The 26,205-nt window shown below is 71.4% G+C and carries 29 protein-coding genes; 15 read left to right on the top strand and 14 right to left on the bottom strand.

The window, feature by feature from the left end; all coding sequences use genetic code 11:
* Positions 1-37: 37 nt before the first annotated feature.
* The 5 genes from ACH45E_RS05355 to ACH45E_RS05335 all read right to left on the bottom strand — a co-directional run bounded on the left by ACH45E_RS05355 (position 38) and on the right by ACH45E_RS05335 (position 5,237).
* The gene (locus ACH45E_RS05355) at positions 38-1,210 is read right to left on the bottom strand and encodes an acyl-CoA dehydrogenase family protein (protein WP_361444630.1); all 1,173 of its coding nucleotides are present in this window, start codon (positions 1,208-1,210) and stop codon (positions 38-40) included.
* 62 nt (positions 1,211-1,272) lie between these two features.
* Positions 1,273-3,327 carry an acetate--CoA ligase family protein gene (locus ACH45E_RS05350; RefSeq protein ID WP_361444633.1) on the bottom strand — a complete coding sequence of 685 codons (2,055 nt, stop codon included), beginning with the start codon at positions 3,325-3,327 and terminating at the stop codon, positions 1,273-1,275.
* Between the two features lies 1 nt (position 3,328).
* Entirely contained in the window at positions 3,329-3,520 is a 192-nt protein-coding gene (locus ACH45E_RS05345) for a ferredoxin (RefSeq protein WP_361444636.1), read from the bottom strand.
* Positions 3,521-3,576: 56 nt separating this feature from the next.
* Positions 3,577-4,818, bottom strand: coding sequence for an NADH-ubiquinone oxidoreductase-F iron-sulfur binding region domain-containing protein (locus ACH45E_RS05340; RefSeq protein ID WP_361444639.1), 1,242 nt, complete (start codon positions 4,816-4,818; stop codon positions 3,577-3,579).
* Entirely contained in the window at positions 4,815-5,237 is a 423-nt protein-coding gene (locus tag ACH45E_RS05335; RefSeq protein ID WP_361444642.1) for a hypothetical protein, read from the bottom strand. The genes ACH45E_RS05340 and ACH45E_RS05335 overlap by 4 nt, the downstream gene beginning before the upstream one ends.
* Positions 5,238-5,496: 259 nt before the next feature.
* On the opposite strand from ACH45E_RS05335, the gene ACH45E_RS05330 reads away from it, so the two are divergent.
* From ACH45E_RS05330 to ACH45E_RS05300, 7 genes are all read left to right on the top strand, one after another.
* Positions 5,497-6,672: an aromatic ring-hydroxylating dioxygenase subunit alpha gene (locus tag ACH45E_RS05330; protein ID WP_361444645.1), complete on the top strand. Its 1,176-nt coding sequence runs from the start codon at positions 5,497-5,499 to the stop codon at positions 6,670-6,672.
* 176 nt (positions 6,673-6,848) lie between these two features.
* Positions 6,849-7,973: a spermidine/putrescine ABC transporter substrate-binding protein gene (locus ACH45E_RS05325; protein WP_361444648.1), complete on the top strand. Its 1,125-nt coding sequence runs from the start codon at positions 6,849-6,851 to the stop codon at positions 7,971-7,973.
* A gap of 3 nt (positions 7,974-7,976) precedes the next feature.
* Positions 7,977-8,876 (top strand): ABC transporter permease, encoded by a 900-nt coding sequence (locus ACH45E_RS05320; RefSeq protein WP_361444651.1) that lies wholly within the window; start codon positions 7,977-7,979, stop codon positions 8,874-8,876.
* Positions 8,873-9,754, top strand: coding sequence for an ABC transporter permease (locus tag ACH45E_RS05315; RefSeq protein ID WP_361444654.1), 882 nt, complete (start codon positions 8,873-8,875; stop codon positions 9,752-9,754). Before ACH45E_RS05320 ends, ACH45E_RS05315 begins: the two co-directional genes overlap by 4 nt.
* A 3-nt stretch (positions 9,755-9,757) precedes the next feature.
* Complete coding sequence (locus ACH45E_RS05310; protein WP_361444657.1) at positions 9,758-10,828, top strand: ABC transporter ATP-binding protein; 1,071 nt, start codon at positions 9,758-9,760, stop codon at positions 10,826-10,828.
* A 36-nt stretch (positions 10,829-10,864) separates the two neighbouring features.
* Positions 10,865-12,184 (top strand): NAD(P)/FAD-dependent oxidoreductase, encoded by a 1,320-nt coding sequence (locus tag ACH45E_RS05305; RefSeq protein WP_361444660.1) that lies wholly within the window; start codon positions 10,865-10,867, stop codon positions 12,182-12,184.
* Positions 12,177-13,610 carry an aminobutyraldehyde dehydrogenase gene (locus ACH45E_RS05300; protein ID WP_361444663.1) on the top strand — a complete coding sequence of 478 codons (1,434 nt, stop codon included), beginning with the start codon at positions 12,177-12,179 and terminating at the stop codon, positions 13,608-13,610. The genes ACH45E_RS05305 and ACH45E_RS05300 overlap by 8 nt, the downstream gene beginning before the upstream one ends.
* A gap of 29 nt (positions 13,611-13,639) precedes the next feature.
* On the opposite strand, the gene ACH45E_RS05295 is transcribed toward ACH45E_RS05300, so the two are convergent.
* Positions 13,640-14,431 carry an SDR family NAD(P)-dependent oxidoreductase gene (locus ACH45E_RS05295; protein ID WP_361444666.1) on the bottom strand — a complete coding sequence of 264 codons (792 nt, stop codon included), beginning with the start codon at positions 14,429-14,431 and terminating at the stop codon, positions 13,640-13,642.
* Between the two features lie 100 nt (positions 14,432-14,531).
* Between ACH45E_RS05295 and ACH45E_RS05290 the strand changes: the two genes are divergently transcribed.
* The 3 genes from ACH45E_RS05290 (at position 14,532) to ACH45E_RS05280 (ending at position 16,133) form a co-directional block, all read left to right on the top strand.
* Entirely contained in the window at positions 14,532-15,167 is a 636-nt protein-coding gene (locus ACH45E_RS05290) for a TetR family transcriptional regulator (RefSeq protein ID WP_361444669.1), read from the top strand.
* A gap of 97 nt (positions 15,168-15,264) precedes the next feature.
* Entirely contained in the window at positions 15,265-15,900 is a 636-nt protein-coding gene (locus tag ACH45E_RS05285; RefSeq protein ID WP_361444672.1) for a ParA family protein, read from the top strand.
* Entirely contained in the window at positions 15,897-16,133 is a 237-nt protein-coding gene (locus ACH45E_RS05280) for a hypothetical protein (RefSeq protein ID WP_361444675.1), read from the top strand. The genes ACH45E_RS05285 and ACH45E_RS05280 overlap by 4 nt, the downstream gene beginning before the upstream one ends.
* 79 nt (positions 16,134-16,212) lie before the next feature.
* Here ACH45E_RS05280 and ACH45E_RS05275 read toward each other — a convergent pair whose 3' ends face one another.
* Positions 16,213-16,488 carry a hypothetical protein gene (locus ACH45E_RS05275; RefSeq protein ID WP_361444678.1) on the bottom strand — a complete coding sequence of 92 codons (276 nt, stop codon included), beginning with the start codon at positions 16,486-16,488 and terminating at the stop codon, positions 16,213-16,215.
* 225 nt (positions 16,489-16,713) lie between these two features.
* On the opposite strand from ACH45E_RS05275, the gene ACH45E_RS05270 reads away from it, so the two are divergent.
* Positions 16,714-17,034 carry a GYD domain-containing protein gene (locus ACH45E_RS05270; RefSeq protein ID WP_361444681.1) on the top strand — a complete coding sequence of 107 codons (321 nt, stop codon included), beginning with the start codon at positions 16,714-16,716 and terminating at the stop codon, positions 17,032-17,034.
* Between the two features lie 43 nt (positions 17,035-17,077).
* Here ACH45E_RS05270 and ACH45E_RS05265 read toward each other — a convergent pair whose 3' ends face one another.
* Complete coding sequence (locus ACH45E_RS05265) at positions 17,078-17,878, bottom strand: alpha/beta hydrolase (protein ID WP_361444684.1); 801 nt, start codon at positions 17,876-17,878, stop codon at positions 17,078-17,080.
* A 205-nt stretch (positions 17,879-18,083) separates the two neighbouring features.
* On the opposite strand from ACH45E_RS05265, the gene ACH45E_RS05260 reads away from it, so the two are divergent.
* Positions 18,084-19,034, top strand: coding sequence for a helix-turn-helix domain-containing protein (locus ACH45E_RS05260; RefSeq protein WP_361444687.1), 951 nt, complete (start codon positions 18,084-18,086; stop codon positions 19,032-19,034).
* 33 nt (positions 19,035-19,067) lie between these two features.
* Here the strand turns inward: ACH45E_RS05260 and ACH45E_RS05255 are convergent, their stop codons facing one another.
* From ACH45E_RS05255 to ACH45E_RS05245, 3 genes are read right to left on the bottom strand one after another with little or no spacing between them, the layout of a single operon-like run.
* Positions 19,068-20,114 carry a serine hydrolase domain-containing protein gene (locus ACH45E_RS05255; protein WP_361444690.1) on the bottom strand — a complete coding sequence of 349 codons (1,047 nt, stop codon included), beginning with the start codon at positions 20,112-20,114 and terminating at the stop codon, positions 19,068-19,070.
* Positions 20,111-21,034, bottom strand: a complete 924-nt coding sequence (locus tag ACH45E_RS05250; protein ID WP_361444693.1) for a DUF6895 family protein — start codon at positions 21,032-21,034, stop codon at positions 20,111-20,113. Before ACH45E_RS05250 ends, ACH45E_RS05255 begins: the two co-directional genes overlap by 4 nt.
* A complete protein-coding gene (locus ACH45E_RS05245; protein ID WP_361444696.1) occupies positions 21,031-21,747 on the bottom strand; it encodes a hypothetical protein in 717 nt (238 codons plus the stop codon). The genes ACH45E_RS05250 and ACH45E_RS05245 overlap by 4 nt, the downstream gene beginning before the upstream one ends.
* Before the next feature lie 510 nt (positions 21,748-22,257).
* Between ACH45E_RS05245 and ACH45E_RS05240 the strand changes: the two genes are divergently transcribed.
* Complete coding sequence (locus ACH45E_RS05240) at positions 22,258-22,734, top strand: tautomerase enzyme (protein ID WP_361444699.1); 477 nt, start codon at positions 22,258-22,260, stop codon at positions 22,732-22,734.
* Positions 22,735-22,752: 18 nt separating this feature from the next.
* Here the strand turns inward: ACH45E_RS05240 and ACH45E_RS05235 are convergent, their stop codons facing one another.
* Complete coding sequence (locus ACH45E_RS05235) at positions 22,753-23,349, bottom strand: TetR/AcrR family transcriptional regulator (protein ID WP_399040031.1); 597 nt, start codon at positions 23,347-23,349, stop codon at positions 22,753-22,755.
* Between the two features lie 97 nt (positions 23,350-23,446).
* Between ACH45E_RS05235 and ACH45E_RS05230 the strand changes: the two genes are divergently transcribed.
* Both ACH45E_RS05230 and ACH45E_RS05225 read left to right on the top strand, forming a co-directional pair.
* Positions 23,447-23,878: a tautomerase family protein gene (locus ACH45E_RS05230; protein ID WP_361444705.1), complete on the top strand. Its 432-nt coding sequence runs from the start codon at positions 23,447-23,449 to the stop codon at positions 23,876-23,878.
* Complete coding sequence (locus tag ACH45E_RS05225) at positions 23,871-24,881, top strand: alcohol dehydrogenase catalytic domain-containing protein (RefSeq protein ID WP_361444708.1); 1,011 nt, start codon at positions 23,871-23,873, stop codon at positions 24,879-24,881. The genes ACH45E_RS05230 and ACH45E_RS05225 overlap by 8 nt, the downstream gene beginning before the upstream one ends.
* Before the next feature lie 146 nt (positions 24,882-25,027).
* Here ACH45E_RS05225 and ACH45E_RS05220 read toward each other — a convergent pair whose 3' ends face one another.
* Together ACH45E_RS05220 and ACH45E_RS05215 are read right to left on the bottom strand one after the other, a co-directional pair.
* A complete protein-coding gene (locus ACH45E_RS05220) occupies positions 25,028-25,540 on the bottom strand; it encodes an N-acetyltransferase (protein ID WP_361444711.1) in 513 nt (170 codons plus the stop codon).
* 297 nt (positions 25,541-25,837) lie between these two features.
* The gene (locus ACH45E_RS05215) at positions 25,838-26,161 is read right to left on the bottom strand and encodes a hypothetical protein (RefSeq protein ID WP_361444714.1); all 324 of its coding nucleotides are present in this window, start codon (positions 26,159-26,161) and stop codon (positions 25,838-25,840) included.
* Positions 26,162-26,205: the final 44 nt, after the last annotated feature.

Here is a 26,205-nt window from a genome sequence, read left to right as displayed (position 1 = left end):
GTCGGGCGGTGGTGACGGGAGCAGGTGATGACAGGGTTCAGTGGGTGGGCAGGGCGAGGGCGCGGGTGCCGCGCTTGATCAGCTCGTTGGCGATGATCAGGCGCTGGATCTCGGAGGTGCCCTCCCAGATCCGGTCCACGCGCAGTTCGCGGTACATGCGCTCGACGGGGTAGGTGCGGTCGTAGCCGCGTCCGCCGAAGATCTGCAGACAGCGGTCGGCGACCCGGCCGGCGGCCTCGCTCGCCGCGAGCTTGGCGGTGGAGGCCTTGGCGTGCAGGGTCTTGCGGTCGGTGTGCGGCTGGTCGGCCTCCCAGGCCACCTGGTGGGTGTAGGCCCGGTTGACGGCGATGTCGACCGCGCAGTCGGCGAGCATCCCCTGGATCAGCTGGTACGAGGCGATCGGCGCCCCGAACTGCTCGCGCTCCACGGCCCAGTCACGGGCCAGCTCCAGGGCCCGTTCGGCCGCGCCGACGGTGCGTGCCGCGATCATCAGACGTTCGTCGGTGAACCATTCCTTGGTCAGCTCGTAGCCGTTGCCGACCCCGCCGAGCACATCCTCGTCGGCGACGAAGACATCGGTGAAGGTGAACTCGGGATGCCCGTTGACCGCGGAGTGCATGAAATGCGGGACGCGCGTCATCTCGACGCCGGGTGCCGCCTTGTCCACGAAGAACAGCGTGGGTAGCCGCTCGGGACCGGCGTCGGCCTGCACCAGCAGGAAGTCGGCGATGTCACCGCAGGTGACGAACCACTTCTCCCCGCTCAGCAGCCAGCCGCCGTCGGTGCGCGTGGCCGTCGAGGTGCCGGAGGACGGGTCGGAGCCGGCGCCCGGCTCGGTGACGGCGAACGCGTCGAACCTCTCGCCCCGGATCACGGGCAGCAGATACTTCTCGCGCTGCCGTTCGTCGCCGTGGGCCAGTACGTTGGCGGGCCGCCAGGGGATGTCCCACAGGCAGTTGGTGGCCTTGCCGAACTCCTCTTCGACGATGACCTGGTCGAGGAGGCTCAGGCCTGCCCCGCCCCATTCGGCGGGCATGTTGATGGCGTAGACGCCGGCATCCATCGCGGCCCGGGTCAGTTCGGTGACGAGTGGCTGGGGCAGGGGTCCGCCGGCCTGCTCGGACTGGTCCTCGTACCGCATCAGCAGCCGGGCGTAGTCGGCGGCGCGACGCTTCAGGTCGGCCTGTTCGGGGGTGTAACGCATGTCCATGGAGGCCTCGTTGATCGGGAAGTTGATCGAAAGTTGACTGGAATTCGATCAGGAAGGGACGGTCAGGCGAGTACGGCGCGGGAGTCCAGCGCGAGGACGCCGCGGGGCCGTACCAGAAGGGGGTTGACCTCGATCTCGGCGAGCTCGGGGTGGGCGGCGGCGAACGCCGTGATCGTCTCGACGGCGGCCGCGGCCGCGGTGACGTCCAGGGCGGGCCGGCCGCGTACGCCGTCGAGCAGGGCGGCGGTGCGCAGCCCGCGCAGCAGCCGCTCGGCATGGCCGGCGGGGACGGGGGCCAGGGCGAAGGCGACGTCGTGCAGCGCCTCGGCCAGGACTCCGCCCAGGCCCACCATGGCGACCGGGCCGAAACGCGGATCGCGGTTGACGCCGACGATGAGTTCGATGCCGTCGGACAGATCCGCCATGGCCTCGACCGAGTAGGAGGGCGCGCCGAGCCGGGCGTGCATCTCCCGGAAGGCGGCGAGCAGTTCGTCAGGGCCGGCCAGACCCAGGGCCACTCCGCCCGCGTCGGACTTGTGCAGCAGGTGCAGGGCCTTGAGTACATACGGGCCCGTGAACTCGGCAACGGCCGCGAGGAGTTGGGACTCGTCGCGGATCTCCCGTGCGGCGGGGAAGGGCAGTCCGGCCGCTTCGAGCGCTCTGCGGGTGTCGAGGTAGCCGCAGGCGCCCAGCGGTGGGGCGGGCGCGGGCAGCGGTGGGATGCCGCTACGGGGTGTGCCGGGGGCCGTGACGGCGAGGGCGCGGGCGGCGTCCTCGGTGGCGGCGAAGACGGGGATGCCGGCTGCCGTGAGGGTGCGGCAGCTGGGGGATTCGGGGTACATCGACTGCACCACCAGTGGTTTGGCGGTGGCGCTGTGGCGGGAGACGATGAGGTGGGCGGCTTCCTGTTCCCCGTCCGCCAGTGCTCTGCCCCCGCCGCCGAGCCCGCCGTCGGCCGCCGCGTAGCCGCCGAAGTAGCCGGTCATCAGTACGGCGTCGACCTCCTCGGCCGCCAGTAGTTCGGCGACGGTCTCGGCGTAGGAGCCCGGGTTCTGCTCGCCCATGCCGGCCAGGTCCACCGGGTTGGCGACGGCCGACTGCTCCCACAGGGCCTGACGCAGGTGCAGCCGCGTCTCCGGTCGGAGCTCCGGCACGGCCAGTCCGGCCGTCTCCACCGCGTCGGCGGCGACGACACCGTGGCCGCCGCCGTCCGTGAGCACGGCGACCCGGCGCCCGGCGGCTCGGCGTCCGCCGTCCAACGCGGCCAGCGCGACGGTGAGTTCACGCGGGGTGGCGACCAGTTCCACGCCGGCGTCCCGGCAGGCCGCGCTCACCACGTCGGCGGAGGTGGCCAGCGCCCCGGTGTGGGACTGCGCGCTGCGCGCGGAAGCGTCACCGCGTCCGGCGGTGAGCAGGACCACGGGCTTCCCGGCGTCGGCGGCCGCCTCGGCGAAGGCACGCCCGTCCGCGAAGTCCTCGGCGTAGACCGCGATGGCCCGGGTGCCCTCGTGCCGGGCGCAGTCGGCGAGGAGGTCGACGAGGGTGACGTCGGCCTGGTTGCCCAGCGACACGAAACGGGAGAAGCCGAGGCCGTGCGGGCTCGAGCGGAGCTGGAGTTCGAGGGCGAGGTTGCCGCTCTGGCTGAGCAGTGCGACACCTCCGGGGGTGAAGGTGTCCGAGGCCAGGAACAGGTCGGTGGTGTTGTCGGCCAGCCCGAGGCAGTTGGGGCCGACCATGACGGCACCGGCGGCCCGGACGCGTTCGGCGACGGCCTGCTGGCGTGCCCGCCCCGTGTCGCCGGTCTCGGCGAAACCGGCGGTGATCGCGACGATCGCCCGGGCTCCGCACCGCAGGGCGTCGTCGACGGCTTCCTCGAAACCGGCGGCCGGTACCGAGATCACGGCCAGGTCGACGACTTCGCCGAGCGCGTTCAGGCTGGGGGCCGCGGTGCGGCCGAGCACCGTGCCGCCGCGTCGGTTGACCAGGTGGACGGGGCGGCGTCCGTTCGCGCGGAGGGCCTGGGCGGCGATGGCGTGGCCGTACTTGGCGGGGTCGTCGCTGGCTCCGACGACGGCGACGGAGACGGGGTCGAAGAGGGCCGAGAGGTCGCGTCCCATCTCACTTCACCAGCCGCAGGGCCGAGTTGGGGCAGGCGGTGACGGCGCCGACGGCGTCTTCCGCACCGTCGGCCGGTACTTCGGCGACACGCACCCGCGCGTATCCCCACTCGTCGAGGTCGATCAGCTCGGGCGCGGGTTCCTGGCACAGGCCGTAGCCCTGGCAGCGGGTGGAGTCCAGCAGGAGTTTCATGTGTGGGTCCCTTCGGTGTTCCGGTCCGGGCGGCGGGTGCGGGGCGGGAGTCGGGATCAGGGGACGGCCACCGTGAACCGGCGTCCCTCGTCGGGTGCCGAGGCACCGAGGGCGCGGCACGCCGGGCAGGCGGAGTCGCGGTGGTCGTCGATCCGGTCGGGGAAGCGCGTGAGGAGGCTGCCGGCGACACGCGCGGCGGCGTCGAGCAGCCCGCAGGCACCACGGCCGGGCAGTTGCCGGGACCAGCGGCGCAGCTGGTCGGTGGTGCCGTCGTCGCCGGTCTCGCCGCGTGCGACGGCCGTGAGGGTCCGGGCCAGCGCCCCGGTGCCGGAGACGCACACCCCGCACTGCCGGGCACTTTGCGCGGCGAGGTAGGCGACCGCCTCCGTGGCCACGGCGACCGGGCAGTCCTCGGGGTGCAGGAAGTGCAGCGCCCCGCAGCCGAGCGCACCGCCCGCCGCGGCCAGGGCGTCGTGATCGAGCGGGAGGTCCCCCCAGCCCGGGCCGTGCAGTCCGCCGAACAGGCCGCCCAGCAGGACCGCTTCGGCCCTGCCGTGTCCGCCCACGTCGGCGATGGCCTTCAGATGTGTGCCGGCCGGCGCCTCGACCAGCGCGGCCGTGCCACCGCTGCCCGAAAGTGTCAGCAGGTGCGTGCCGGCGACGGCGGTCGCGGCCTCGGGGTGGGCGTGCAGCATCGCGATGCGGGCCAGTGTTTCGACATTGGCGACCAGGGTGGGGGCGCCGCCGACGCCGCTTTCGAACGGGCGCGGGGGTTTGGCCGTGGGCAGGGCCGGGCCGCCGTCGATGCGGCGTACGACCGCGGTCTCCTCCCCGGCGACGTAGGTGTGCGGGGTCAGTACGACGTCGACGCGGAGGTCGCCGGGCCACTCGGCGAGCGCCTGTCGGACGGCACGCTCGGCGACGGTGTCGGAGAGGTAGACGCAGCCGCGTCCGGCACCGGTCATGGCCGCCGCCAGCCGGACGCCGTCCAGCACCAGGTGCGGCCGGTGGCGCAGCAGCCAGCGGTCCTTGACCGAGCCGGGCTCGCCCTCTTCGCCGTTGGCCACGACGACGGACGGGCCGGGAGCCTGACGGACGGCGCGCAGCTTGACGGCCGCGGGGAAACCGGCACCGCCGCGCCCGCGCAGCCCCACGGCGGCGATCCGGTCGAGCAACCGGTCCGGCGCGGCCGACGGGGTGTAGCCGCCCGCCGCCACGTACCGGTCGAGGTCACCGGAGGCCGGGTGGGTGAGCAGGCCATGCCGCTGTTCGGGCAGCAGGGAGAAGACGCCGGTCATGCGGTGCTCCTGGGCTCGGAGTGACCGTAGGGAGAGGTACGGGATCTCAGGCGGGCCAACGCCCCTTCCAGGTCGCGCCGTTGGGTGGCGGTGCGCTGGTAGCCGGGGCCGGGCAGGCCGATCAGCATGCGGTGGTGGTCGAGGACGACCTCGCCGGCCAGCAGCGCCGGCCGTGGGTCGGCGGTCGGGGACCCTTCGGCGGCCCGGACCACCAGGGCGGTGACCTCACCGAGGTAGCGCAGCCAGCCGTGCTGTGTCCCGCGCAGCACCAGCCGCTCGACGCGACGTCGCTCGGCGGCCACGAGGGCCGACGGCGGACGGCCGTGCGCGGGGCCGCGCAGGGCGGCCACCGCGGTGGGCAGCTCCTGCTCGGGCTCCGGCGTCAGGCCGAGCCACAGCAGACTGCGGTGAGCACTCATGCGTGCCTCCGGGATCGCACCGTTGCGGTGGTCGGAAAGAGAAGAGACCTGAAGAAGAGAGGGGTGGCGCCTGATCAGAGGCGCGGATCTTTACGGACCGCGCTCCGCGGGCCGATGGGATGCGCTCGGGCAGTCGTCTGCTGGAGCAGGCGCATCCACCTGCCACGACACTAACTAACCAATTAGTCAGCCACAAGCCTTGACTTGCCCCCTCCCCACCCTCAGTCTGACTAACCAATCAGTCAGCCGGGAGGACTCCATGCATCCCTCGACCACCGGGACAGTCGCCGCGTCCGCTGCCCCGCCGGAACCGCCCCCCGGACACCCGGGAGAGGCGCTGCCCGCGCGCTACTACACCGACCCGGCCATCGCCGAGGCCGAGACCGAGCGCGTTTTCGCCAGGTCCTGGCAGCTCGTCTGCCATGAATCCGACCTCTCCGGGCCGGGAGCGCGCCTGACCGCCACGGCCGCCGGCCGGGAGGTCCTGGTGGTGCGGACCGAGGACGGCGGCCTCGCGGCCCACCTCAACGTCTGCCGCCACCGCGGCACCCGCCTGGTCAGCGGCCCGGAGCCGTCGGGCAAGGCGATCCGCTGCCCGTACCACGGCTGGACCTACAAGCTGGACGGACGACTCGTCGGGGCCCCCGAGGCGCGCCGGATCCCCTGCCTGGACAAGCCCCGGCTCGGACTGCACCCGGTCAACGTGGAGTCGTTCCTGGGCTTCGTCTTCGTCAACCTCGACCTCGAGGCGGCCCCGCTCGCCGAAACCTGCGCCGGTCTCGCCGAGGCCGTCGGCCGCTACGCCGGGCCCGGTCTCGTACCCGTCGGCAAGCACCGCATCCACGACCTCGCGGGCGGTGAGGAGCAGAACGCCAACTGGAAGGTGATCGTCGACAACTACCTCGAGGGCTACCACGTCCCCGTGGCCCACCCCGCGCTGATGCGTCTGCTCGACTACCAGGCGTACACGGTGGACGTGCGGGAGGACTACGTCCTGTTCGAGTCCCCGCTGCGCGACAAGCCGTCCTCGAACTGGACCGAGCGCCTGTACCAGCGGCTGGCCAGCCCGATGCCCGGGCTGACCGAGGCCGACCGCCGCGTGTGGCGGTACGCCGTGATCTACCCGAACACGCTCATCGACTTCTACCCTGACCACGTGCTCGCATGGACCGCCCTGCCCACCGCCCAGGACCGGGCGGCGATCCCCGGCGCCTTCTACACCCGGCACGGCGAGAGCCTGCGCACCCGGCTGGCCCGGCGGCTGAACATCCACATCGGCTGGGTCACCAACGACGAGGACGCCGAGCTGGTGGAGCGCGTGCAGGCCGGTCTGACCACGCCCGGTTTCGAGCCGGGTCCGCTGTCGCAGCGCGAGGCCGCCGTCGGCTGGTTCGCCCGCCGGGTCCGGGACGACCTGGAGGGGAACGGCCGGTGACCCGTGCTCCGTACCCGCCCGCCCCACGCCTCCGGTCGGGCTTACCCCTCCCCCGCTGACGCGCACTCGCACCCTCCCCAGACCGGTCATCCCTACGGAGTCAGGGCCCGTAGTGAGCCGCACCCACCGGTCCCGCCCTGGAGTTGTGCCGTTCCTCGACGGAGAGGACGCTCCACATGTCCCCCGAGGTACCCCCACCGACCAGACGCGCCTTGCTGCGGGCAGGCGCCTGCGGCCTGCTGGGCGCCGCGGCCGGCGGCTGCGGGTTCATGCCCGCGAAAACGCCCGACGCCCAGGACCTCGCCCCGGTCCGGGCCCGCGTCGACGGCGATCTCGTCTACTTCAACTGGGCCGACTTCGTCGACCCGTCCGTGTTCAAGGGCTTCGAGAAGGAATACGGTGTCAAGGTCGTCCAGTCGAACTTCGACTCGATGGAGGGCATGGTCGCCAAGCTGAACGCCGGCAACCGCTACGACATCGTCTTCCCCTCCGCCAAGTGGGCCCAGCGGCTGATCCGCGGCGGCCGGCTGCGCCGTATCGACCACGCCCAGCTCACCCACTCGCACGCCGTTTTCGGCACGCACTCCTACTTCGCCGATCCCTGGTACGACCCGGGCTCCGCGCACACGGTCCCCTTCACCGCCTACAAGACCGGCATCGGCTGGCGCCGCGACCGGATCGGCGACCTGACCGGGTCCTGGAAGGACCTGTGGAACGACAGGGCCAGGGGCAAGGTGTTCCTGCTGGACGACCGCGACGAGGTCCTCGGCATGGGTGCCCTGGAACTCGGTCTGGACGTCAGCACCGGCGACACCGGTGACCTCGACCGCATCACCTCCCTGCTGGGCACCCTGCGCCCGAGGCTGCGCGGTTTCTCCAGCGACAGCTACAACAACCTCCTCAACGGCAACGCGCTCATGACCCAGGCCTGGAGCGGCGACATGGCCGCCATGCTCAACCAGGCCAAGGACCCGTCCGTCTTCGGCTTCGAGGCCCCCAAGGAGGGCACACCGATCAACTCCGACTGTTACGCGATCCCCTGGAACGCCCCGCATCCCGGCACCGCGCTGCTGTTCATCGACTACATGCTGCGGCCGGAGAACGTGAAGAAGAACATCGAGTACATCGGCTATCCGATGCCGGTGGCCGGCTCCGAGAAGATCTACGCCGACCTGGTCGAACCCTTCCCCGAGTGTCTCGTCACCGAGGACGACCTCAAGGCGGACCTGTTCTTCCGCAACGGCGGCCGCGCGGCACAGGACGCCCGCGACACCGCCTGGACCCATGTGAAGGCGGGCTGAGCCATGGCACTGCCGCATCACCGCTCGCCCGCCCGCCGTCGGGGCCCGGGCGCCACCGGTACCCGCATGTGGACCTGGTTCATGCTCCCCGGCACCCTGTGGATGACCGGGTTCCTGATCGCCTCGCTGGTACTCGTCGCCGTCCTCGCCGTCGGCACCACCGACGAGCTCGGCAACCCGCGCTTCGGCTTCGACCTCGCCGGCGTCCGCGCCCTCGCCGACCCCGCCTACACCGAGGTCCTGGCGCGTTCCCTCGGCTACGCGCTGCTGACCTGCTTCATCTGCCTGCTGATCGCCTACCCGGTGGCGTACACCATCGCCCTGCACGGCGGACGCTACAAGCACGCGCTGATCGCCGCGATCGTGGTGCCGTTCTTCGCCAACTACCTGGTCCGCATGTACGGCTGGTCGGTGGTCCTCTCCGACGACGGACCGGTGCTGCGGGTCCTGCGGGCGGTGGGGCTCGCCGACGGAAACACGAAGATCCTCAACACCGGCGCCGGGGTGGTCACGGGCCTCGTCTACGGCTTCGTCGTCTTCATGATCATCCCGTTGTACGCGGCCCTGGAGCGGCTGGACGTCTCCCTCATCGAGGCCGGCCGTGACCTGTACGGCGGCCCGGTCCGTACGTTCCTCTTCGTCACCCTGCCCGCCACCCGGCAGGGCGCGGCGGCCGGACTCGTCCTGGTCTTCCTGCCCGCCATGGGCGACTTCGTCAGCGCACAGCTCATGGGAGGGCCGGACCAGATCATGATCGGGAACCTCATCCAGGACAAGTTCTTCCAGGGCCAGAACTGGCCGCTGGGCTCCGCGCTCACCATGCTGCTGATGCTGGTCCTGCTCATCGGGATGTTCGGCTATCTGCGGCGCACCCGCAAGGACGAGGCGGAGGCCCGCCGATGACCCTCCTCAAACTGCCCTCCGCCACCGCCGCGGCCCCTCCGGCCGCCCGGACCCGCGCGCGCCGCGGACGCGCCGACCGCAAGCCCCGGGTCCTGGTCGCCGTCACCGCGCTCTTCTTCGCCCTGCTCTACCTGCCCATCGCCGTCGTCGCCCTGTTCTCCTTCAACTCCAAGAAGTCCCTGGTCGTCTTCGGCGGGTTCAGCCTGCGCTGGTACCGCGCGTTCGTCCACGACGACGTCCTCATCTCCTCCCTGGGCACCAGCCTGCGGATCTCCCTGGTGGCGACGGCCGGTTCGGTGGTACTCGGTGTGGCGCTCGCGCTCGGCCTGGTCCGCTGCCGCACCCGGCTCGGGTCGCTGGCCGGGCTGATCATGCTGGTGCCGCTGATCACGCCGGAGATCGTCACGGGCGTCGCGTCGATGCTCCTGTTCAAGGGCCTGGGCGTGGCACTGTCCACCGGCACGGTGATGCTCGCGGAGATCACCTTCTCCATCTCCTACGTCACCGTCATCCTCCGGTCGCGGGTCGCCGCACTGAACCCGGAGGTGGAGGAGGCCGCGATGGACCTGGGCGCCACGCGCTGGCAGGCCGTCCGCCTGGTCACCCTGCCGGCCCTGCTGCCCGCCGTACTCGCCAGTGCCGTACTGATCTTCGCGCTCGTCTTCGACGACTTCGTCCTCGCCTACTTCACCACCGGGGTCGACCCCCAGCCGCTGTCCGTACGCATCTACTCGGCCATCCGCTTCGGGGTGCAGCCCACCATCAACGCCGTCGGCACGCTGATGCTCGCGGGATCCATCGCCCTGATCGCCCTGGCGCTGTTCATCCCACGCCTCTTCGGCCGCCGCGGCGGCCTCGACATCCTCTCCGGAGAGTGACCCATGGACGCGACCCCGGCCGTCCGGCTCGACGGCGTCTCCAAGCAGTTCGCGGACTCCTACGCCGTCCACCGTCTCGACCTCGACATCGAGGCCGGCGAGTTCTTCTCCCTGCTGGGCCCCTCCGGCTGCGGCAAGACCACCACGCTGCGCATGATCGGCGGGTTCAGCGACCCCACCGAGGGCTCTGTGCTGCTCTCCGGTGAGGACGTGACCGCGCTGCCGCCCGACAAGCGCAACGTCAACACGGTCTTCCAGAGTTACGCGCTGTTCGACCATCTGAGCATCGCCGACAACGTCGCCTTCGGCCTCAAGCGCAAGGGTGTCGACAAGGGCGAGATCCGCCGGCGGGTCGGCGAGATGCTGGAGCTGGTCCAGCTCGACGGCCTCGCGGACCGCAGGCCGCGTACGCTCTCCGGCGGCCAGCGGCAGCGCGTCGCCCTCGCCCGGGCGCTGGTCAACCGGCCCGCCGTCCTCCTCCTCGACGAGCCGCTGGCCGCGCTCGATCTGAAGCTGCGCCGCCAGATGCAGGTGGAGCTGAAGCAGATCCAGCGCGAGGTCGGCATCACCTTCGTCTTCGTCACCCACGACCAGGACGAGGCGCTGACCATGTCCGACCGGATCGCCGTGATGAACGAGGGGCGCATCGAACAGTGCGGCACACCCGAGGACGTCTACGAGCACCCCGCCGGCCGGTTCGTCGCCGCGTTCATGGGCACGTCGAACCTGATGACCGGCACCTACCGGGGCGGTGAGGTCTCCCTCGACGCGGGTCCGGCGCTGCCGGTCGGCTCCCGGACCGGTATCGCGGACGGTACCGCCGTGAGCGTGTCCGTGCGGCCCGAGAAGATCTGGCTGTCGGACTTCGAACCGGGCATGTCGATGCTGCGCGGCGTCGTCCGCGAAACCGTCTACAGCGGCCCGACCACGACCTACCTGATCGAACTCGCCCCCGGCGTCACGCTGTCCGTACTGGAGCAGAACACGGCCCGCGCGCGCATGGAGGACCGCTGGAACGGCGGCGAGACGGTGGAGTTCGGCTGGCGTCCCGAGCACTGCCTGGTACTGGCCTGACCGCCACCACCCGCCCCACTCAGGAAAGCGAAGCTGATGCATCACGACGTGATCGTGCTCGGCGCCGGACTGTCCGGGCTCACCGCCGCCCGGGACCTGGCGTCCGCGGGCACCGACGTGCTCGTCCTGGAGGCCCGGGACCGCGTCGGCGGCCGGGTCGAGCAGACTCGTACCCCCGACGGCCGTGCCGTCCAGCTCGGCGGCGAAGTGGTCGGCCACGGGCACACCGCGTACCTTCGACTGGCCAAGGAACTCGGCCTGGAACTGGTCCCCAGCTATGTCTCGGAACCCGGCCGAATCACCCGTGCCACGCCGGAGGGCCGTTCGGCCGGCGATCCGCCGCACTGGTTCGGGCCCGGCGACGCGCTGCTGCATGAGCGGCTGGGCGCCGAGTTCACCGCGCTCGCCGCCGCCGTCGATCCCGACGATCCCTGGTCGCACCCGGACGCCACCGCTCTCGACCGGCTGTCCGTGGCCGACTGGCTACGCTCGCGGCACGCCACACCCGCGGTCGTACGCCTGTGGGACATCGGCCAACTCGCCCTGGCGGGTGGCTCGTACGAGCGGATTTCGCTGCTGGCCGCGTTGCGCAAGAGCGCGGCCGTGCCCGGTTCGGGCATGGGCGACTACGACTACGACGACTGGGAAGGACTGCGGCTCGCGGAGGGATCGGCGACGCTCGCCGAGATCCTCGGCCGGGGGCTCGGCGCCCGTGTCCGGCTCGGCTCACCCGTCGTCGCGCTGGACGTACGCCCCGGCCGCTGCACCGTACGCCTGGTCACCGGTGAGGTCCTCACCGCCGCCGCCGTGGTCAGCGCCCTGCCCGTGGGACCGCTGCGGGATATCGCCGTCAGCGGCGTGAGCGAGGCCCGCCTGGCCTCACTGCACCGGCAACGCCACGCCGTCGCCGCGAAGTTCACCGCCGTGTACGACCGTCCTTTCTGGCGGGACGACGATCTGAACGGCCTGTCCGAGGCAGAAGGGGTCCTGGGCAGCACCTGGCCGCAGGGCGAAGGCGTCCTGTCGGCACTCGTACCGCCCGAGCGCTACGGCGTCCTGCTGGGCACTCCGCCGCATCTCCGCGCTCCCGAACTGTGCGCCGAGATGGCCGCCATGTTCGGTGCCGAGGCACTGCGGCCGGCCGCCTGCCACCTGCGGCTGTGGGGCACCGACCCGTGGACCCAGGGGTACGTCACCCAGTGGCCGCCCGGTGAGGTCACCGCGGTCGGCCCCCTGCACGGCACCCACGAACCACCGTTCTACGTCTGCGGCTCGGACCAGTGGGTCGCCGGATACATGGAGGGCGCCGTCCGCACCGGCCGCGCCGCCGCCGAGGAGGCACTGCGCCGTGGCTGACACCGCTCGCCCCACCACCGTCCTCAACCACATCGGCGGCAAGGAGCTACCGGCCGTCTCCGGGGCCACGGTGCGACTCGTCGACCCGGCCACGGGGCTCCCCCACGGCACGGCCCCGCTCTCCGGCTCCGCGGACGTCGAAGCGGCCTGCCGCGCGGCTCAGGAGGCCTTCCCCGCCTGGTCGGCCACGACTCCGGCGACGCGGCAGACCGCGCTGCTGCGCATCGCCGACGCCCTGGAGCGGGAGTCGGCCGCCCTGGCGGAAGCCGAGGTGACCGACACGGGCAAGCCGCGGGCCCTGTTCCTGGCCGACGAACTGCCGGCGATCGTGGACGTGCTGCGGTATTTCGCCGGAGCCGCCCGGAACCTGCCGGGAGCCGCGGCCGCCGAGTACACGCCGGGCCGCACCTCCGTCCTGCGCCGTGAGCCGGTCGGTGTCTGCGCCCAGATCACCCCGTGGAACTACCCGCTGATGATGGCCGTGTGGAAGGTCGCCCCCGCGCTGGCCGCCGGCAACACCGTCGTCCTCAAACCGTCCGACACCACGCCCTCCTCCACCACGCTCCTCGCCCGGCTGGCCGCCGAGCACCTGCCGCCCGGCGTGCTCAACGTCGTGTGCGGCGACCGCGGTACCGGGCGGCTGCTCGTCGCCCATCCGCAGGTCCGGCTGGTCGCCGTCACCGGCAGCGTCCGCGCCGGACAGGAGATCGCCGCCACCGCCGCGGCCGACCTCAAGCGGCTCCACCTCGAACTCGGCGGCAACGCGCCGGTGCTGGTCCACGAGGACGCCGACTTCGACGACGCGGTCGAGCAGTTGTCGTCGCCGGCGTTCTACAACGCGGGACAGGACTGCACGGCCGCCACCCGGATCCTGGTCCACCGGCGGATCCACGACGCCTTCCTGGACGCCTTCGCCGACCGGGCCGCGCGACGCGTCCCCGGAGCCCCCGACGACGATCACGCCGACTTCGGCCCACTCGCCAGTGCCGGCCAACTGGCCTCCGTGCGTGGGCTGCTGGAGCGCTTGCCGGCCCATGCCGAGGTCGTCGTGGGAGGCGCCGCCCTGGAGCGTCCCGGTTATTTCCACCAGGCCACGGTGGTCGCCGGAGTGCGGCAGGAGGACGAGATCGTACGCAGTGAGGTGTTCGGCCCCGTCGTCACCGTCCAGCCGTTCACCGACGAGTACGAGGCCCTGCGCATGGCGAACGCCGTCCCCCAGGGGCTCGCCGCGAGCGTGTGGACCCGCGACCACGACCGCGCCATGCGCGCGAGCCGCGCGCTGCACACCGGCATCGTCTGGGTCAACACCCACGGCACGACGGTGTCGGAGATGCCGCACGGCGGCGTACGCCACTCCGGCTACGGCAGCGACCTCTCCCTCACCGGCCTGCTCGACTACACGCAGGTCAAGCATGTAATGCTGTGACTCGCGCCGGCAGCCGACGACGCCGTGGCTCAGCGGCTGGGCCGCTGGGACGCCACGATCGCGTCCATGGTCTGCTCCGCACCCACCCACCGCTGCACCCGTTCCGAGAACCCCGGGAACTGCGACGCGACCTTGGTGAGGAACTTCAGCTCGAGCGGGGCGACATTGGTCTCGGCGATGTCGCGTTCCACCGCGCGGATCACTCCCTTGACCACCCGCTCCGGTGAAACGGTACGTACGCCACCGGGCGTCGGTGAGCCGGTGTTCGCGAACATGCCCAGGTCGCGCACGAAACCGGGCTGGACGATCGAGACGCCCACGCCGGTGCCGTGCAGATCCTGGCGGAAGGACAGGGAGAAACCCCGTAGCCCGAACTTCGTCGCGGTGTACATCGACGACGACTTGGTGGCCGCCATGCCCGACAGGGACCCGACGAAGCAGATGTGCCCGCGCCCCGCCTCCACCATGTCCTGGGCGAGCAGGCGCGCGAGCACAGCGGGTGCGCGCAGGTTCACCGCGAACGCCCGGTCGATCTGGGCGGGCGTGTAGTCCAGCACGTCGCCGCTGGAGGGCAGTGCCGCGTTGGCGATGAGGATCTGCGTGCCGGCGGCTTCCACGGCAAGGCGTCGCACGTCCTCCGCGTCGGCGAGATCGGCGAGGATCGTCCGGGCGCCATAGCGTTCGGCGAGCGGCTCCAGCGCCTCACGACGCCGGCCGGTGAGAATGAGCTCCGCGCCCCGGGCCGACAGTTCGGCGGCGAGCGCCCCGCCGATACCGCCCGTGACTCCGGTCAGCAGAACCGTGGCCCCAGCAATGTGCACGAATACCCTCCGGTCTCCGGTCTGTTCGTTCGAACGAACAGTAGCTGCTCCCCGGCCCCCTGCCCAGGGCGGGGACTTCACCAGTGGAACAATGAGCGGCATGCCCAAGGCCGTCCCCTCCGACCACTCCGCGCCCTCCGCGCCCTCCGTTTCCTCCGCCCCGACACGTCAGCGCATCATCGCCGCCGTCCTGCGGATCATCGGCGAGAGCGGGATCGCGGCGCTCACCAACAGGAGGATCGCCAAGGAGGCGGGCGTATCGCTCGGCTCCGTCACCTATCACTTCGAAACCCAGCATGATCTTCTGCGTGAGAGCCTGCTGCAGTTCGTGCGCGAGGAAGCGCGGCATTTCACCGAGCTGGCCGACCAGTGCCAGACCGAGGGCCTGGACATCGAGGACGCGGCGTCCCTCGCCGGGCAAGTGGCCTGCGGCACGGCCCTCGACAGCGCGCATCTCGCGCCTTTCGAGCTGTACCTGCACGCCGGACGCGACGAACGGCTGCGCGCGGCGGCATCGCAGGCGTTCGAGGCCTACGACCGGCTGGCCACCCAGATCCTCACCGCCCTCGGCGTTCCCGACGCGGAACGCCTGGCGGCGACCACCGTAGCCGTGGTGATGGGTCTGCAACTGCGCCGCCTGGCAACCGGCAGCCAGGCGGACGATCTGGTCGACGCCCTCCTTCTGCTGGCAGGACGCGCCGGCGACCAGTCGCCCGGTACGACAGCCGGACGCTAGCCCATTCGCATGGGTCACCGGCGCCACAGGGTGAACGGGGAAGCCGTGTGACGCGTCAACGGCGGTCGGCCACCCGGGACCGCTAGCGTCGGCTCTCGTGCTGCTCAGCTACGCCTTTGTGAACTTGAAACCCGGAGTCGGAAAGACGACCAGCGCGGTCTGGCTGGCTCACGCTCTGCACGAGTCGGGCTTCCCACCGCTGCTGGTGGACAGTGACCCGGCCTCCTCCGCGCTGCGCTGGAGCGAACTGGCGGGCGGTTTCCCGTTTCCTGTGGTCGCCCTGCCCGTGGGTGACGTGCACCGGCGGGTGAACGACTTCCTCGGCGACCGGCAGGCCGTGGTGTTCGACGCCCCGCAACTGGAGGACCACGCCCACATCGCCCGGAGCATCATGAGATACGCGAGCGAGTGGATCGTGCCGGTGACCCCGGCCCCCATCGAGTTGGATCGCATGGCACCCATCGGCGGTGAGATGGGCGACATGCAGTCCCTGCGCGCCCAACCGGCCCGCGCGGCCGTCCTGCTGAACCGTACGAACCGCCCGGACGCCACGCGCACGGGCCCCGACGCCGATGCCCGCGAAGCCCTTGCCGAGCGCGGCTTCGACGTGCTGTCCACCCACATTCCGCGACTCGACCTGTACGCCCAGTCGTTCGGCGGCCCGGTCCACGTCAAGGGCTCGGCCTACATGGACCTCGCGGACGAGCTCATCAAGCGTCAGGACAGGCCGTGAACCAGCGCAAGGACACCTATCGGGCCGCACTGCGGCGCGAACCGAACGCCGCAGCATCCCGCCAGGCCAAGACCACCCGGCTGCACACCCGATACGTCCGGGTGACCATCGAGCTCGACCCCGCCGTGCAGAGCAGCCTCACCAGCTGGGTGGCTCCACCGGTCTCCGCGCTCCTCCAGGCGGGCACCGCGGTACTGCGACCCCTCACGCGTTGGTACCGGCCGGACAGCTGAGGTCACCCCGGCTCAGGGAGCGCGGCCGTGACGGACGCGCTCCCTCCGCCTGCCATGTGCCATGTGCCTGCGACGACCGCTACCTGACCACGATGATCACAACGCCTCCGTTGTTGAAGCGGTGGTCGAAGCACAACCCGGGGTGGAAGAAGCAGAACCCGCGGTGGCCGAAGCGGAACCCACCGTGGTCGAAGCAGCGCCCGTCGTTGTGATCGAAGCACACGTCGGTGGTGGCCCGGGTGTGCACGGCGGGGGCTGCTGCTGCCGTGCCCGCTGTGGTGATCACAGCACCGCCGGCCATCAGCATGCCGGCCGCGGAAGCCGCGGCGAGACGCCTTGCGCGTTGTGCTCGCATGATGGATACACCTTCCTTCCATCGTCTCGCGCGACCTTCAGCGACACGAGATGGAGCCCTACTTCCTGTACGTCGGCGGCGCCCTTTCGGATTGCTGTGACGAGGGTTTTTTCCACACAGGTTTGGCTTCCAACGGGTGAATCCGGCCGTTCGGCCAGGGGCGGCCGGCGTGACAGCGGGAAGGGCATTCTGCGTACCGGACCAAGACGGGCAGGGAGCGCCGCCATGCCGAAGTTCCTCATCCAGGCCACCTACACGCCTGAGGGCACCAAGGGTCTGCTCAAGGAAGGAGCGAGCGGCCGCCGCGCCGCCGTCGACCAGGTCGTCACCGGTCTCGGCGGGACGGTGGAGACCATGTACTTCGCCTTCGGGGCGGACGACATCGTGCTCATCGTCGACTTCCCCGACCCGGTCTCCATGGCCGCCGTCAGTCTCACCGTCAAGGCCAGCGGCGCCCTCAACACCCGGGCCACCCCCCTGCTCACCCTCGACGAGCTGGACGAGGCCGCCCGTCGGCAGGTCGCCTTCCGCGCCCCCGGCGCGTAGACCCACGGCCGGGGGGCCGAACCAGCGGTGGCACGCCGGAGGGTCAGAGGCGGGCGGCGAACGCGGTGATGTGCGAGGCGACCTGGTCGGGCACCTCCAGTGGCGACAGATGGCCGGTGCCGACGAGTTCGACGAGGGTGGCGGTGGGGATCAGGGGAAGCAGGTGTTCGCGCAGGATCCTCGGCGGGTCCACCTTGTCCTCGCTGCCGGCCAGCACCAGTACCGGAACGTCGATCGCACCGACCCTGTCCGCGAAGTCCTCGACCAGTGCCTGCCGCGGCCACGCCATGCGGGCCGCCTCGCCCGCCCGGGAGCTGTCCTCGTGCACCTGCCGGCGGGCCTCGGCGGACAGCCCGCCGTTGGTCAGTGCCAGATCGATGCTCTGACTGATGGTCTCTTCGCTGTCGTAGGCGTGCGCCAGCGCCTCCTGGAACTCGGGTGTCACACCGGCCGGAGCCGGCGGGGCGGGTGCGACGAGCACCACGCCCCGCAGCCCGGCGGGACGGCGGGAAGCGAGCACCTGGGCCACCTTCCCTCCCATCGAGTGGCCCACCAGGACGTACTCGCCGTAGCCGAGCTCGTCGATGACACGCTCGGCGTCGTCGGCGAGCTGATCGATGCCGTACGGGCCGGGCACCTCGGTGGACTCGCCCCAGCCGCGGTGGTCGTACGCGACGAAGGCCTGTGCGGGGCCGAGGCGCTCGAGGACCGGCCGCCAGGTGCGGTGGGAGCCACCCCAGTAGTGGAGGAAGACCAGGGCCGGTCCGTCGCCCTCGCGGACGTGTCCGTAGACCCGTCCGTCCTTCACGTCGAAGTACCGGCCGATGGGCGTGTGTGTGCTCACGACAGTCAGATGTCCTTGTCCGGGCCGGTGCGGAGCCGCTCTGCCGCGGGCGCTGCCGGCGTGATCCCCGGCGCTCGGGCCGGGCTGCTCATCGCTCGATCGTCGTCCTGCCCTTCTTGATCAACCACAGGCTCGTCCGCCACGGTTCGCAACTTTCGGGACACGTCAGCCGTGTCTCGAAAGTTACGGTCGTAGCATTGGCGCCATGGCTCCCCATCGCGTCGCGGTCCTGGCGCTGCCCCGCGTCCTCCCCATCGATCTCGGCATCCCCACCCAGATCTTCAACGCGCGGCCCAACACCCCGTACGAGCTGACGGTGTGCGGCGAAGGCCGGGGCGGCGTCACCACCAGCACGGGGTTCACGGTCGGAGTCACCGCCGGGCTGCCGGCCCTGGCCCGGGCGGACACGATCATCGTCCCCGGCTACTGGGACTACCAGCGGCCACCGGCGCCCGAGGTCACCGCGGCCCTGAGACTCGCCTTCAGCCGAGGCGCCCGCATCGCGTCCATCTGCACCGGCGCCTTCGCACTCGCCGCGGCCGGGCTGCTCAACGGCCGTACGGTCACCACGCACTGGGCCAGCGCCGACGATCTCGAAAGGCTCTACCCCCGGCTCCGGGTGGACCGCGACGTCCTCTACATCGACGACGATCCCCTGCTGACCTCAGCGGGCGTGACCGCCGGCATCGACCTCTGTCTCCACATCGTCCGCAAGGACCTCGGTGCCGCCGTCGCCAACGGGATCGCCCGCGAGCTGGTCGCCGCACCGCACCGGGACGGCGGCCAGGCCCAGTACATCGCCCAGGCCTTGCCGGAGCCCACCGCCCACACCCTCGCCGACACCCGCGAGTGGGCCCTGCGCCACCTCGGCGAATCCCTCACCCTCGACGTGCTCGCCCGGCACGCACGCGTCTCGACCCGCACCCTGGTCCGGATGTGGCGGCAGGAAACCGGCATCACCCCCCACCAGTGGCTGCTCACCGCCCGCGTCAACCGCGCCCGTGAACTCCTGGAAGTCACCGGCCTCGGCATCGAACAGATCGCCGCCCAGAGCGGCCTCGGCACCAGCACCAACCTCCGCGCCCGATTCCGCGACGCCCTCGGCACCACGCCCACCGCCTACCGTCGGGCCTTCCAGCGGACGGCCGCGGCCTGAGGGGACCGGGGGGCCGGCGGGGCGCGGGCCGGTTCACGCTCGGTGGCTCGTCCGGACGAGGTGGTGCAGCAGGTCGTAGGCGGTCTGGATGAAGGTGCCGCGCAGGGTGGGGCCCGTGTTGGTGACGGCGGCGAGAGCCGTGGGCGGGTCGGCGGTGAGGCCGGTGAAGGCGGTGAAGCCACGGGTGCCGCCGGAGTGGAAGTAGACGGTGCGGGTGGGCAGGGTGCGGTGGGTCCAGGCCAGGCACAGGGGCGGGGCGCCGGGGGCGGTGGGCCGTGGGGTGAGGACCTTGTGCAGCGCGGTGCGCAGGGGGGTGTTGGGCGGGGCGGCCCGGTCGGGTTCGAGCAGTGCGCCGAGGTAGTGGAGGAGGTCGCGGGCGGAGCAGCGCAGTGCTCCGGCCGCGGGGAGTGCCGGGATGAGCCAGGGCTCGAGCGGTGTGCCGTTGCGGTGTCCTACGGCGTGTCCCGTGCCGGGTGCGGCGGTGGTGTCGGTCAGGCCGAGCGGCTGGAGGACACGGGTGCGCAGGAGGGGCGCGTAGGGGGTGGACGTGGCTCGTTCGAGGACGTGCCCCAGCAGGCCCATGCCGAAGTTGGAGTAGCAGGTGCGGGTGCCCGGCCGGCGACGGACACGGGTCCGGGAGAGGGCGGGCAGGAGCGCCTGGGGCGGGAAGTCGCGGTAGGGGTTGGTGAACCAGTGCGGTCGGGCGGCGCGCAGGAAACCGGGTGGCAGGCGAGGCAGTCCCGAGGTGTGCGTGGCCAGGTGTTCGAGGGTGATCGAGTGGCTGTGGGGGCCGCGGGGAAGCGCCGTGGGGGGCAGGTGGGCGGCGAGCGTCTCGTGCGGATGCACCTCGTCGCGGGCGCTGAGTTCGGCGAGCAGGAGCGCGGTGAAGGTCTTGGTGACCGAGCCGATCTCGAAGCCGGTGTGCTCGGTGACGGGCCGTCGGCGTGAGGCGTCCGTCCAGCCGCGGCACAGGATCGTCGACCCCTGCGGGGTGACGGCGGCGACGGCGAGTCCCGTGCCGCCTGGTGCCGCCGACACGAAGGCGGTCAGTGCCCGTTCGAGCGGGTCGGCGGGTGTCACGAAGCGACCGGCTGCTGCTGGTGCCGGGCGAGGGCCAGGGTCGCGGCGATCGCCGCTACGACGGTGGTGTGGTGACCGGTCCGGAACGCCTCATGGGGATCGTCGGGGACGGGTCGGCTGTCCGGTGGCAGCAGCCCGTCGGAATGCTGCACCTCGGCCAGGCGCTGCCAGGCGCCGGTGTCGCCGACGGGGTCGGGCAGGCACAGGCCGGCGATGAGGAGTTCGGCGACGAGGTCCCATTCGTGGATCTCGGCCCAGATGTCGGTCCACACCGGCAGCCAGGTGGCCAGGTAGTCGCACAGGGCGGGCGGCAGGTTGTGCGGCTCGGCACCCCAGTCGGTGATGTGGAAGACGGTGTGGGTGACGGCGTAGCCGGTCATCCAGTCGATCGTCCAGGGTTCGGGGGTGTGCCCGAGCCAGGTCGCGGCCGTCAGGGTGGGCCAGTGGGCGTGTACGGGAAGTCCGGCGACGTGGGCGGCGTTGGCGACGGCGAGGCGGCGGTTGGGCAGGTGCTCGGTGCCCTGGTGCGAGGCCAGGCCGGTGAGGTACTGCTCGAGTTCGTGCAGTGCGTCGTGCCGGTGGCCGGCGCGCGCGAAGTGGGCGTAGACCTCCAGCGGGTCGGTCATCGCCGGGTAGCGCAGTTGCCGCTCGTACAGCAGGGCGCCGTTGCCGAGCTGTGCCCAGGCGAAGGAGAGGATGCCGTCGGCCAGTCGCCGGTCCGCCGGGGTGGAGGCGGGGGTGCGCAGCAGCAGGCAGGCCGCGAGCGCGGATTCGCCCAGCGGCTTGTAGACGCCGTCGGGGTCGGCGAGTTCGGCCGAGGTTCCGGGTGGGAACGCGCCGTATTCGCGGTGGCGGTGCAGCCAGCCGATCGCTGTGGAGGCCATGCGCTGGGCGAGGTGCCGGCAGGGCAGGTGGGTCATGTGGTCGTCCCCGTGGGCCGTGCGGTCAGGAGGCGGGCGATCGTCACGTCGAGGACGGTGTGCGCGTCGTTGCCGCCGTAGAGTTCCAGGTGCCGCAGTGCCGCCGGCAGATCCAGGTACGTGCGGCTGCCACGGGCGGTGGCGAGCGCGGCCCAGCGCGCCAGCCGCGCGGCCGTCGCGTGGTCGCGGCGCAGCAGCGCGCGGGTGACTCCCTGGGACGCCGCGCGCGCATGCCTCTCGGGCGATTCACCGAAAGGGCTGGGCAGGCCGGGCAGGGTGAGGCAGTACAGCGGTGCCATGGCCGCCGACACCGCCTGCCAGGCGAGCCCGGCGAGGTCGATGGTTCGGGGCAGGGCCCGCAGGGCCGGGAATTCCTCCGCGTGCGCGCCGAGCAGCGCCATGCTCGCGTAATCCCTCCACTGCGCTTCGGGCGGGTCTGCCGCGGAAGGGGGGAAGACACGGAAGGCCTCGACGACGCACTGGCCGTCGGCGTGACCGAACGGGGCACCGGCCAGTGCCGCGGGCGCGAAGACATCCGGTCCGAGCACCCGTACGGCGGCCAGCGCCGCCTTGGTGTCGTCGCCGGCGTCCACGTAGGCCGCCAGGCCAGGCCGATCCTGGGCGCCCGTTGCGAGGGCGCCCAGGACATGACCGGCCAGACCTTGCACCGCAGCGGCGAATCGGCTGTGGGGTGAGGGGTCTGGGTCAGGCATCGGAATTCACCATTCTGTTCGCGATCGTGTTCGCGCGGAACGTCAGTGGCTGTGGCCGGTCGTCAGCGCTCACTTCTCGCGGGGCTCGGACGGCTCCTTGGGCGAGAGCAGAGCCAGCAGCAGCAGCTTGCCCGCGGCCTGGGGGGCGTAGGTCGGCGCGCCGCTGAACGGGGCTTCCTGAGTGGACATCAAAGAGGTCAAGGCGGCTTGTTCGGCCGACTCGGTGGATACCGGTGCCAGGTGAGTGGCTGTCAGAACAGGCATCGTGCCTCCAAAGGGCATCCCCGCCCGACCGGGACGGGAACGGGTCGAACGTCACTCAGGAAGAGCGACGGATGAGCGCCGTCTCGGCAAGCTGCATCACCCCGTACGCTGCCCCCCCTCCCCCACCAACTAAAGCGACATTCATATAAATCACCCATATCGGGCAGGCGCCGGGGTGGCGTTTATGACACTCGTCATATGCGCAGTGTAGGCTCTGGCTATAACGATCGTTATAGGAGGCTGTGCATGACCGTCATCACCGTGAACACCTCGAAGGGGCGCCTGAGTCTCGCGCAGCGGCGCTCGCTGGCCGAGACCCTGACGGACGCGGTGCTCGTACCCGAGGTGGGCCGGTTCGCGCCGGCCGCCCGGGCCGGATTCCAGGTGCACTTCGTGGAGCGTGAACCCGACATGATGGCCATCGGTGGCCGCTTGCTGGCGGATGCCGGCCAGGAACTCGACGTCATGGTGATCGATGTGGCCGTGATGGACGGCGACTGGCGCCGAGAGGTCCGCGCCGAGGTCATCGAGCGCGTCCTGGCAGCGCTGGCGGAAGCATGTGAAATGACGGAGCCGTCGCCGGCCTGGTGGGTCAACTTCCGGGTGATCGAGGAGGGCAGCTGGGGCTCGCGCGGCGGCGTGCTCTCCATACTCTCCCTGCTCGACAGCGGCGTGTTCACCGAGGAGAAGACCAAGGCGATCCGCGCGGCGATCGGCGCCTGAGCCCGGGAGCGCGAGCCGTCAGGCGGAATCGTCGAGCGCGCCGACGATCAACACCTCGAGCTGCCGCGCGACCCGATCCAGCGGTTCCATACCGCGCTTCGCGCGGCACATGGCGATGGCCCCCTCGACGGACGCCACGATGAGGGCGGCGAGCCCGGGCGCCGCGTCGGGATCGGCGCCGTGCCGCGTCAACGCCTCGGTCAGCAACCGCTCCCAGTCCTCGAACACCTCGGCGGCGGCGACCAGGGCCGGTGGAATCCCGTCGGCCGGCGGCTCCTCCACGGAGACGGCCAGCACGGGACAGCCGGCCCGGAAGTCGCTGTCGAGGACGACGCCGCGCCACAGGGCCAGGAAGGCGCGCAATCCGGCGACCGGGCCCGCGTCCAGTTCCTTGCGCAGGATGCGGGCGACCGCCGCTCCCGCGTACCGCACCGCCTCGGTGGCCAGCTGCTGCTTGCCCTCGGGGAAGTAGTGATAGGTCGAGCCGAGCGGCGCCTTGGCGTGTTTGGCCAGCTCCCGGATGCTGGTCGCGTTCAGGCCGCGCCTGCTGATCATGTCGGCCGCCCCGACCAGGATGCGCTCGCGCGACGCCGCGCTGGGCTTGGCCAAGATCATGCTCCCCTCTGGCTATAACGCACGTCATAGTCTAGCGTGGCCTCCGGTTATAACGGTCGTTATAGAGCGTGTGCAGAGCACGAAGGGAGAATGCGTCATGCCGATGATCCGGCTCACCGTTCCGTCCGGTTCCCTGACCGAGGAGGGCCGCGGCAGCGTCCAACGGGACCTGGCCGCCGTACTGCTCCACTGGGAAGGGGCACCCGATACCGCGTTCTTCCGCGCCCAGGCATGGAGTTACCTCGTCGAACTGCCCGAGAGGGCACAGACCACCGCCGAGGACGACGCGCCGCGCTTTCTCGTGGACGTGACGGTTCCCCAGGGTGCGCTGTCCGATCGGCGCAAGGCCGGCCTGGTCGAGGACGCCACCAAGACCGTCCTCGCCGCCGCCGGGCTCCCGGCGGACGACGCCCCGCGGGTGTGGGTGCTGGTGCACGAGCAGCCCGACGGCACCTGGGGCGCCGGCGGATCCGTCTTCCGCTACGCCGACCTGGTCGCGCTCGCGAAGGGGCAGCGGACCGATGCGTGAACTGACCTACGTGGCCCGCAACTCCGTCGAATGGCGCGAGGCACCCGACCCCGAGCTTCAGTCCGGCCAGGAGGCGATCGTCGCCCCCGTCGCCGCGACCTCCTGCGATGTCGACACCGCGATCCTGGCGGGACACGGCTTCATAGAACCGCCCTTCGCCCTCGGCCACGAGTGCGTGGCCCGGGTCGTCGAGACCGGCGACGCCGTCACCGCCGTGGCCCCCGGCGACCTGGTGGTCGTCCCCTGGTCCATCAACTGCGGCAGCTGCGAGAACTGCCGTGCCGGACTCACCGCGCACTGCACGGCCGTACCGCACATGGCCATGTACGGCGCACCCATCGGCGGCAGTTGGGGCGGCCTCTTCTCCGATCTGGTCCGCGTACCGTGGGCGGACGCCATGCTCGTCCCCCTGCCCGCCGACCTCGACCCGATCGCCATGGCCTCGGCGAGCGACAACTGGTCCCTGTCCTGGCGCCTGGTCGCCCCGCATCTCAGGAACAGGCCCGGAGCCCGTGTCCTCGTCGTCGCCCGCGGCAGCATCGGCCTGTACGTCTGCGACATCGCCCACGCGCTCGGCGCCTCAGACGTCCTCTACGTCGACCCCGACCCCGAGCACCGCGAGATCGCCCGCGGCTACGGCGCCGCCACCGCCGAGACGCTCGAGCCCGTCCGGCACGGCTTCGACATCGCGGTCGAGGCCACCGGCCGCGTCGACCAGCTCGCCCTGGCGGTCAAGTCCCTGGCCCCGGAAGGCATCTGCGAGTCCGCCGGCAACCACTTCCGCCCCGGCGAACTGCCCCTGCTCGACATATACCTCACCGGGGTCACCCTGCGCATCGCCCGCGACAACGTCCGCGACCACATCCCCGACGCCCTCGAGCTCGCCCGCTCCGGCACCGTCGACCCCGCGCGAGTCGTCTCCCACGTCCTCGACTGGGAACAACTGCCCGACGCACTGCCCGAGAAGCACCTCAAGCCCGTCTTCGTCCGCGCCGACGGCTGACCGCGTCCCGCACCCGGCCCACCCCGGCCCCGACCGGGAAACCCGATGAACGCGCCCCCGACCGAACCCCTGACACCGCACACCGACGCAGAACGCGGGTGGAGCTGCGCGGGGGGCGTCGGCGCGCCCCCGCGCAGCCGGGCGGGTCAGATGCCGAACGGTGCGGCGTATCGGACGGTGCCGCCGGGCAACGGGTGGCCGGCGTCGAGGGTGAGGGCCATCAGGGCCTCGTCCGGGACGTCGATGGTCAGGCCGATGCCGTGCGTGGAGGCTCGGGTGAAGCCGAACCGGGGGTAGTAGGACGGGTGCCCCAGGACGACGACGTAGTGCTCCCCGAGGTCCTTGGCCGCCGTCAGGGCGGCTCGGACGGCCGCGGTCCCGGCGCCGGTGTTCTGCTTCTCGGGTCGCACGGCGACCGGGCCCAGGCACAGAGCCGGGGTGTCGCCGATGTGACAACGGGTCAGGAGCGCGTGACCGGCGAGAGTGCCGTTCCGGTCCGCGGCGACGAGGGAGAGACCCTCGATCCACGCGGTCGAGTCGGCGCGCAGGGCGTCGACGAGGTCGGCCTCCTGCACGGTGGGGAAGGCCGCGAGGTTGATCTCACGGAGGCTGGGAATGTCGGCGCTGGTCTCAGCGCGCGTGATCCAGGCGTTGCTCATGATGAATGAGAGATCCGTTCCGGAGAGTTCGTGTGGCGGGGCGGGTCAGGCCGCGGTCCGGGACATGAGGGAGACCCGGGTGCTGCGCACGGCGGCCTTGAGCACGGTCATCAACCTCACCTCCCCTGCTCCCGGTCCCACACGAACGGGCTCAGCGTACAGCAGCGGCCACCGCTGTGCCGGGGCGATTACCGCTGGCTGGTAGAGCCGCTTCCAGCTCCCAGGGTTGTCCGAGCGCCCTCCCGGAAGGGAGCGTAGAAAGCACGGAAAACGGACCAAGCGGATATTGGCGTACCGTCAGGTCCAATCCATTTCGGGAGATACATCATGCGCAACGTCAAATGGCTCATTGCTGCCCTTGCGGGTCTCGCCCTGGCCCTGGGAGGTGCGGCTACGTCGGCCGTCGCCGCGCCGGCCTCGGCGGTGAGCGCTGTCCATTACGACCACGGCGGCGACCACGGCGACCATGGCGGAGACCATGGTGACCACGGCGGAGACCACGGAGACCACGGCGGCGATCACGGAGACCACGGCGATCACGGTGACAATGGCGACCACGGTGACCACGGTGACCACGGCCGCTTCAACAACAACGACGACTGGTGATGGTAGTTCCGTCACCGAGGGGGCCGGTCTCCAACCGGCCCCCTTCCGCTGCCCAGCCG

Source organism: Streptomyces sp. NPDC020299, assembly GCF_044387825.1.
Lineage (GTDB): Bacteria > Actinomycetota > Actinomycetes > Streptomycetales > Streptomycetaceae > Streptomyces.
This window is presented reverse-complemented; position numbering and strand designations above follow the sequence as displayed.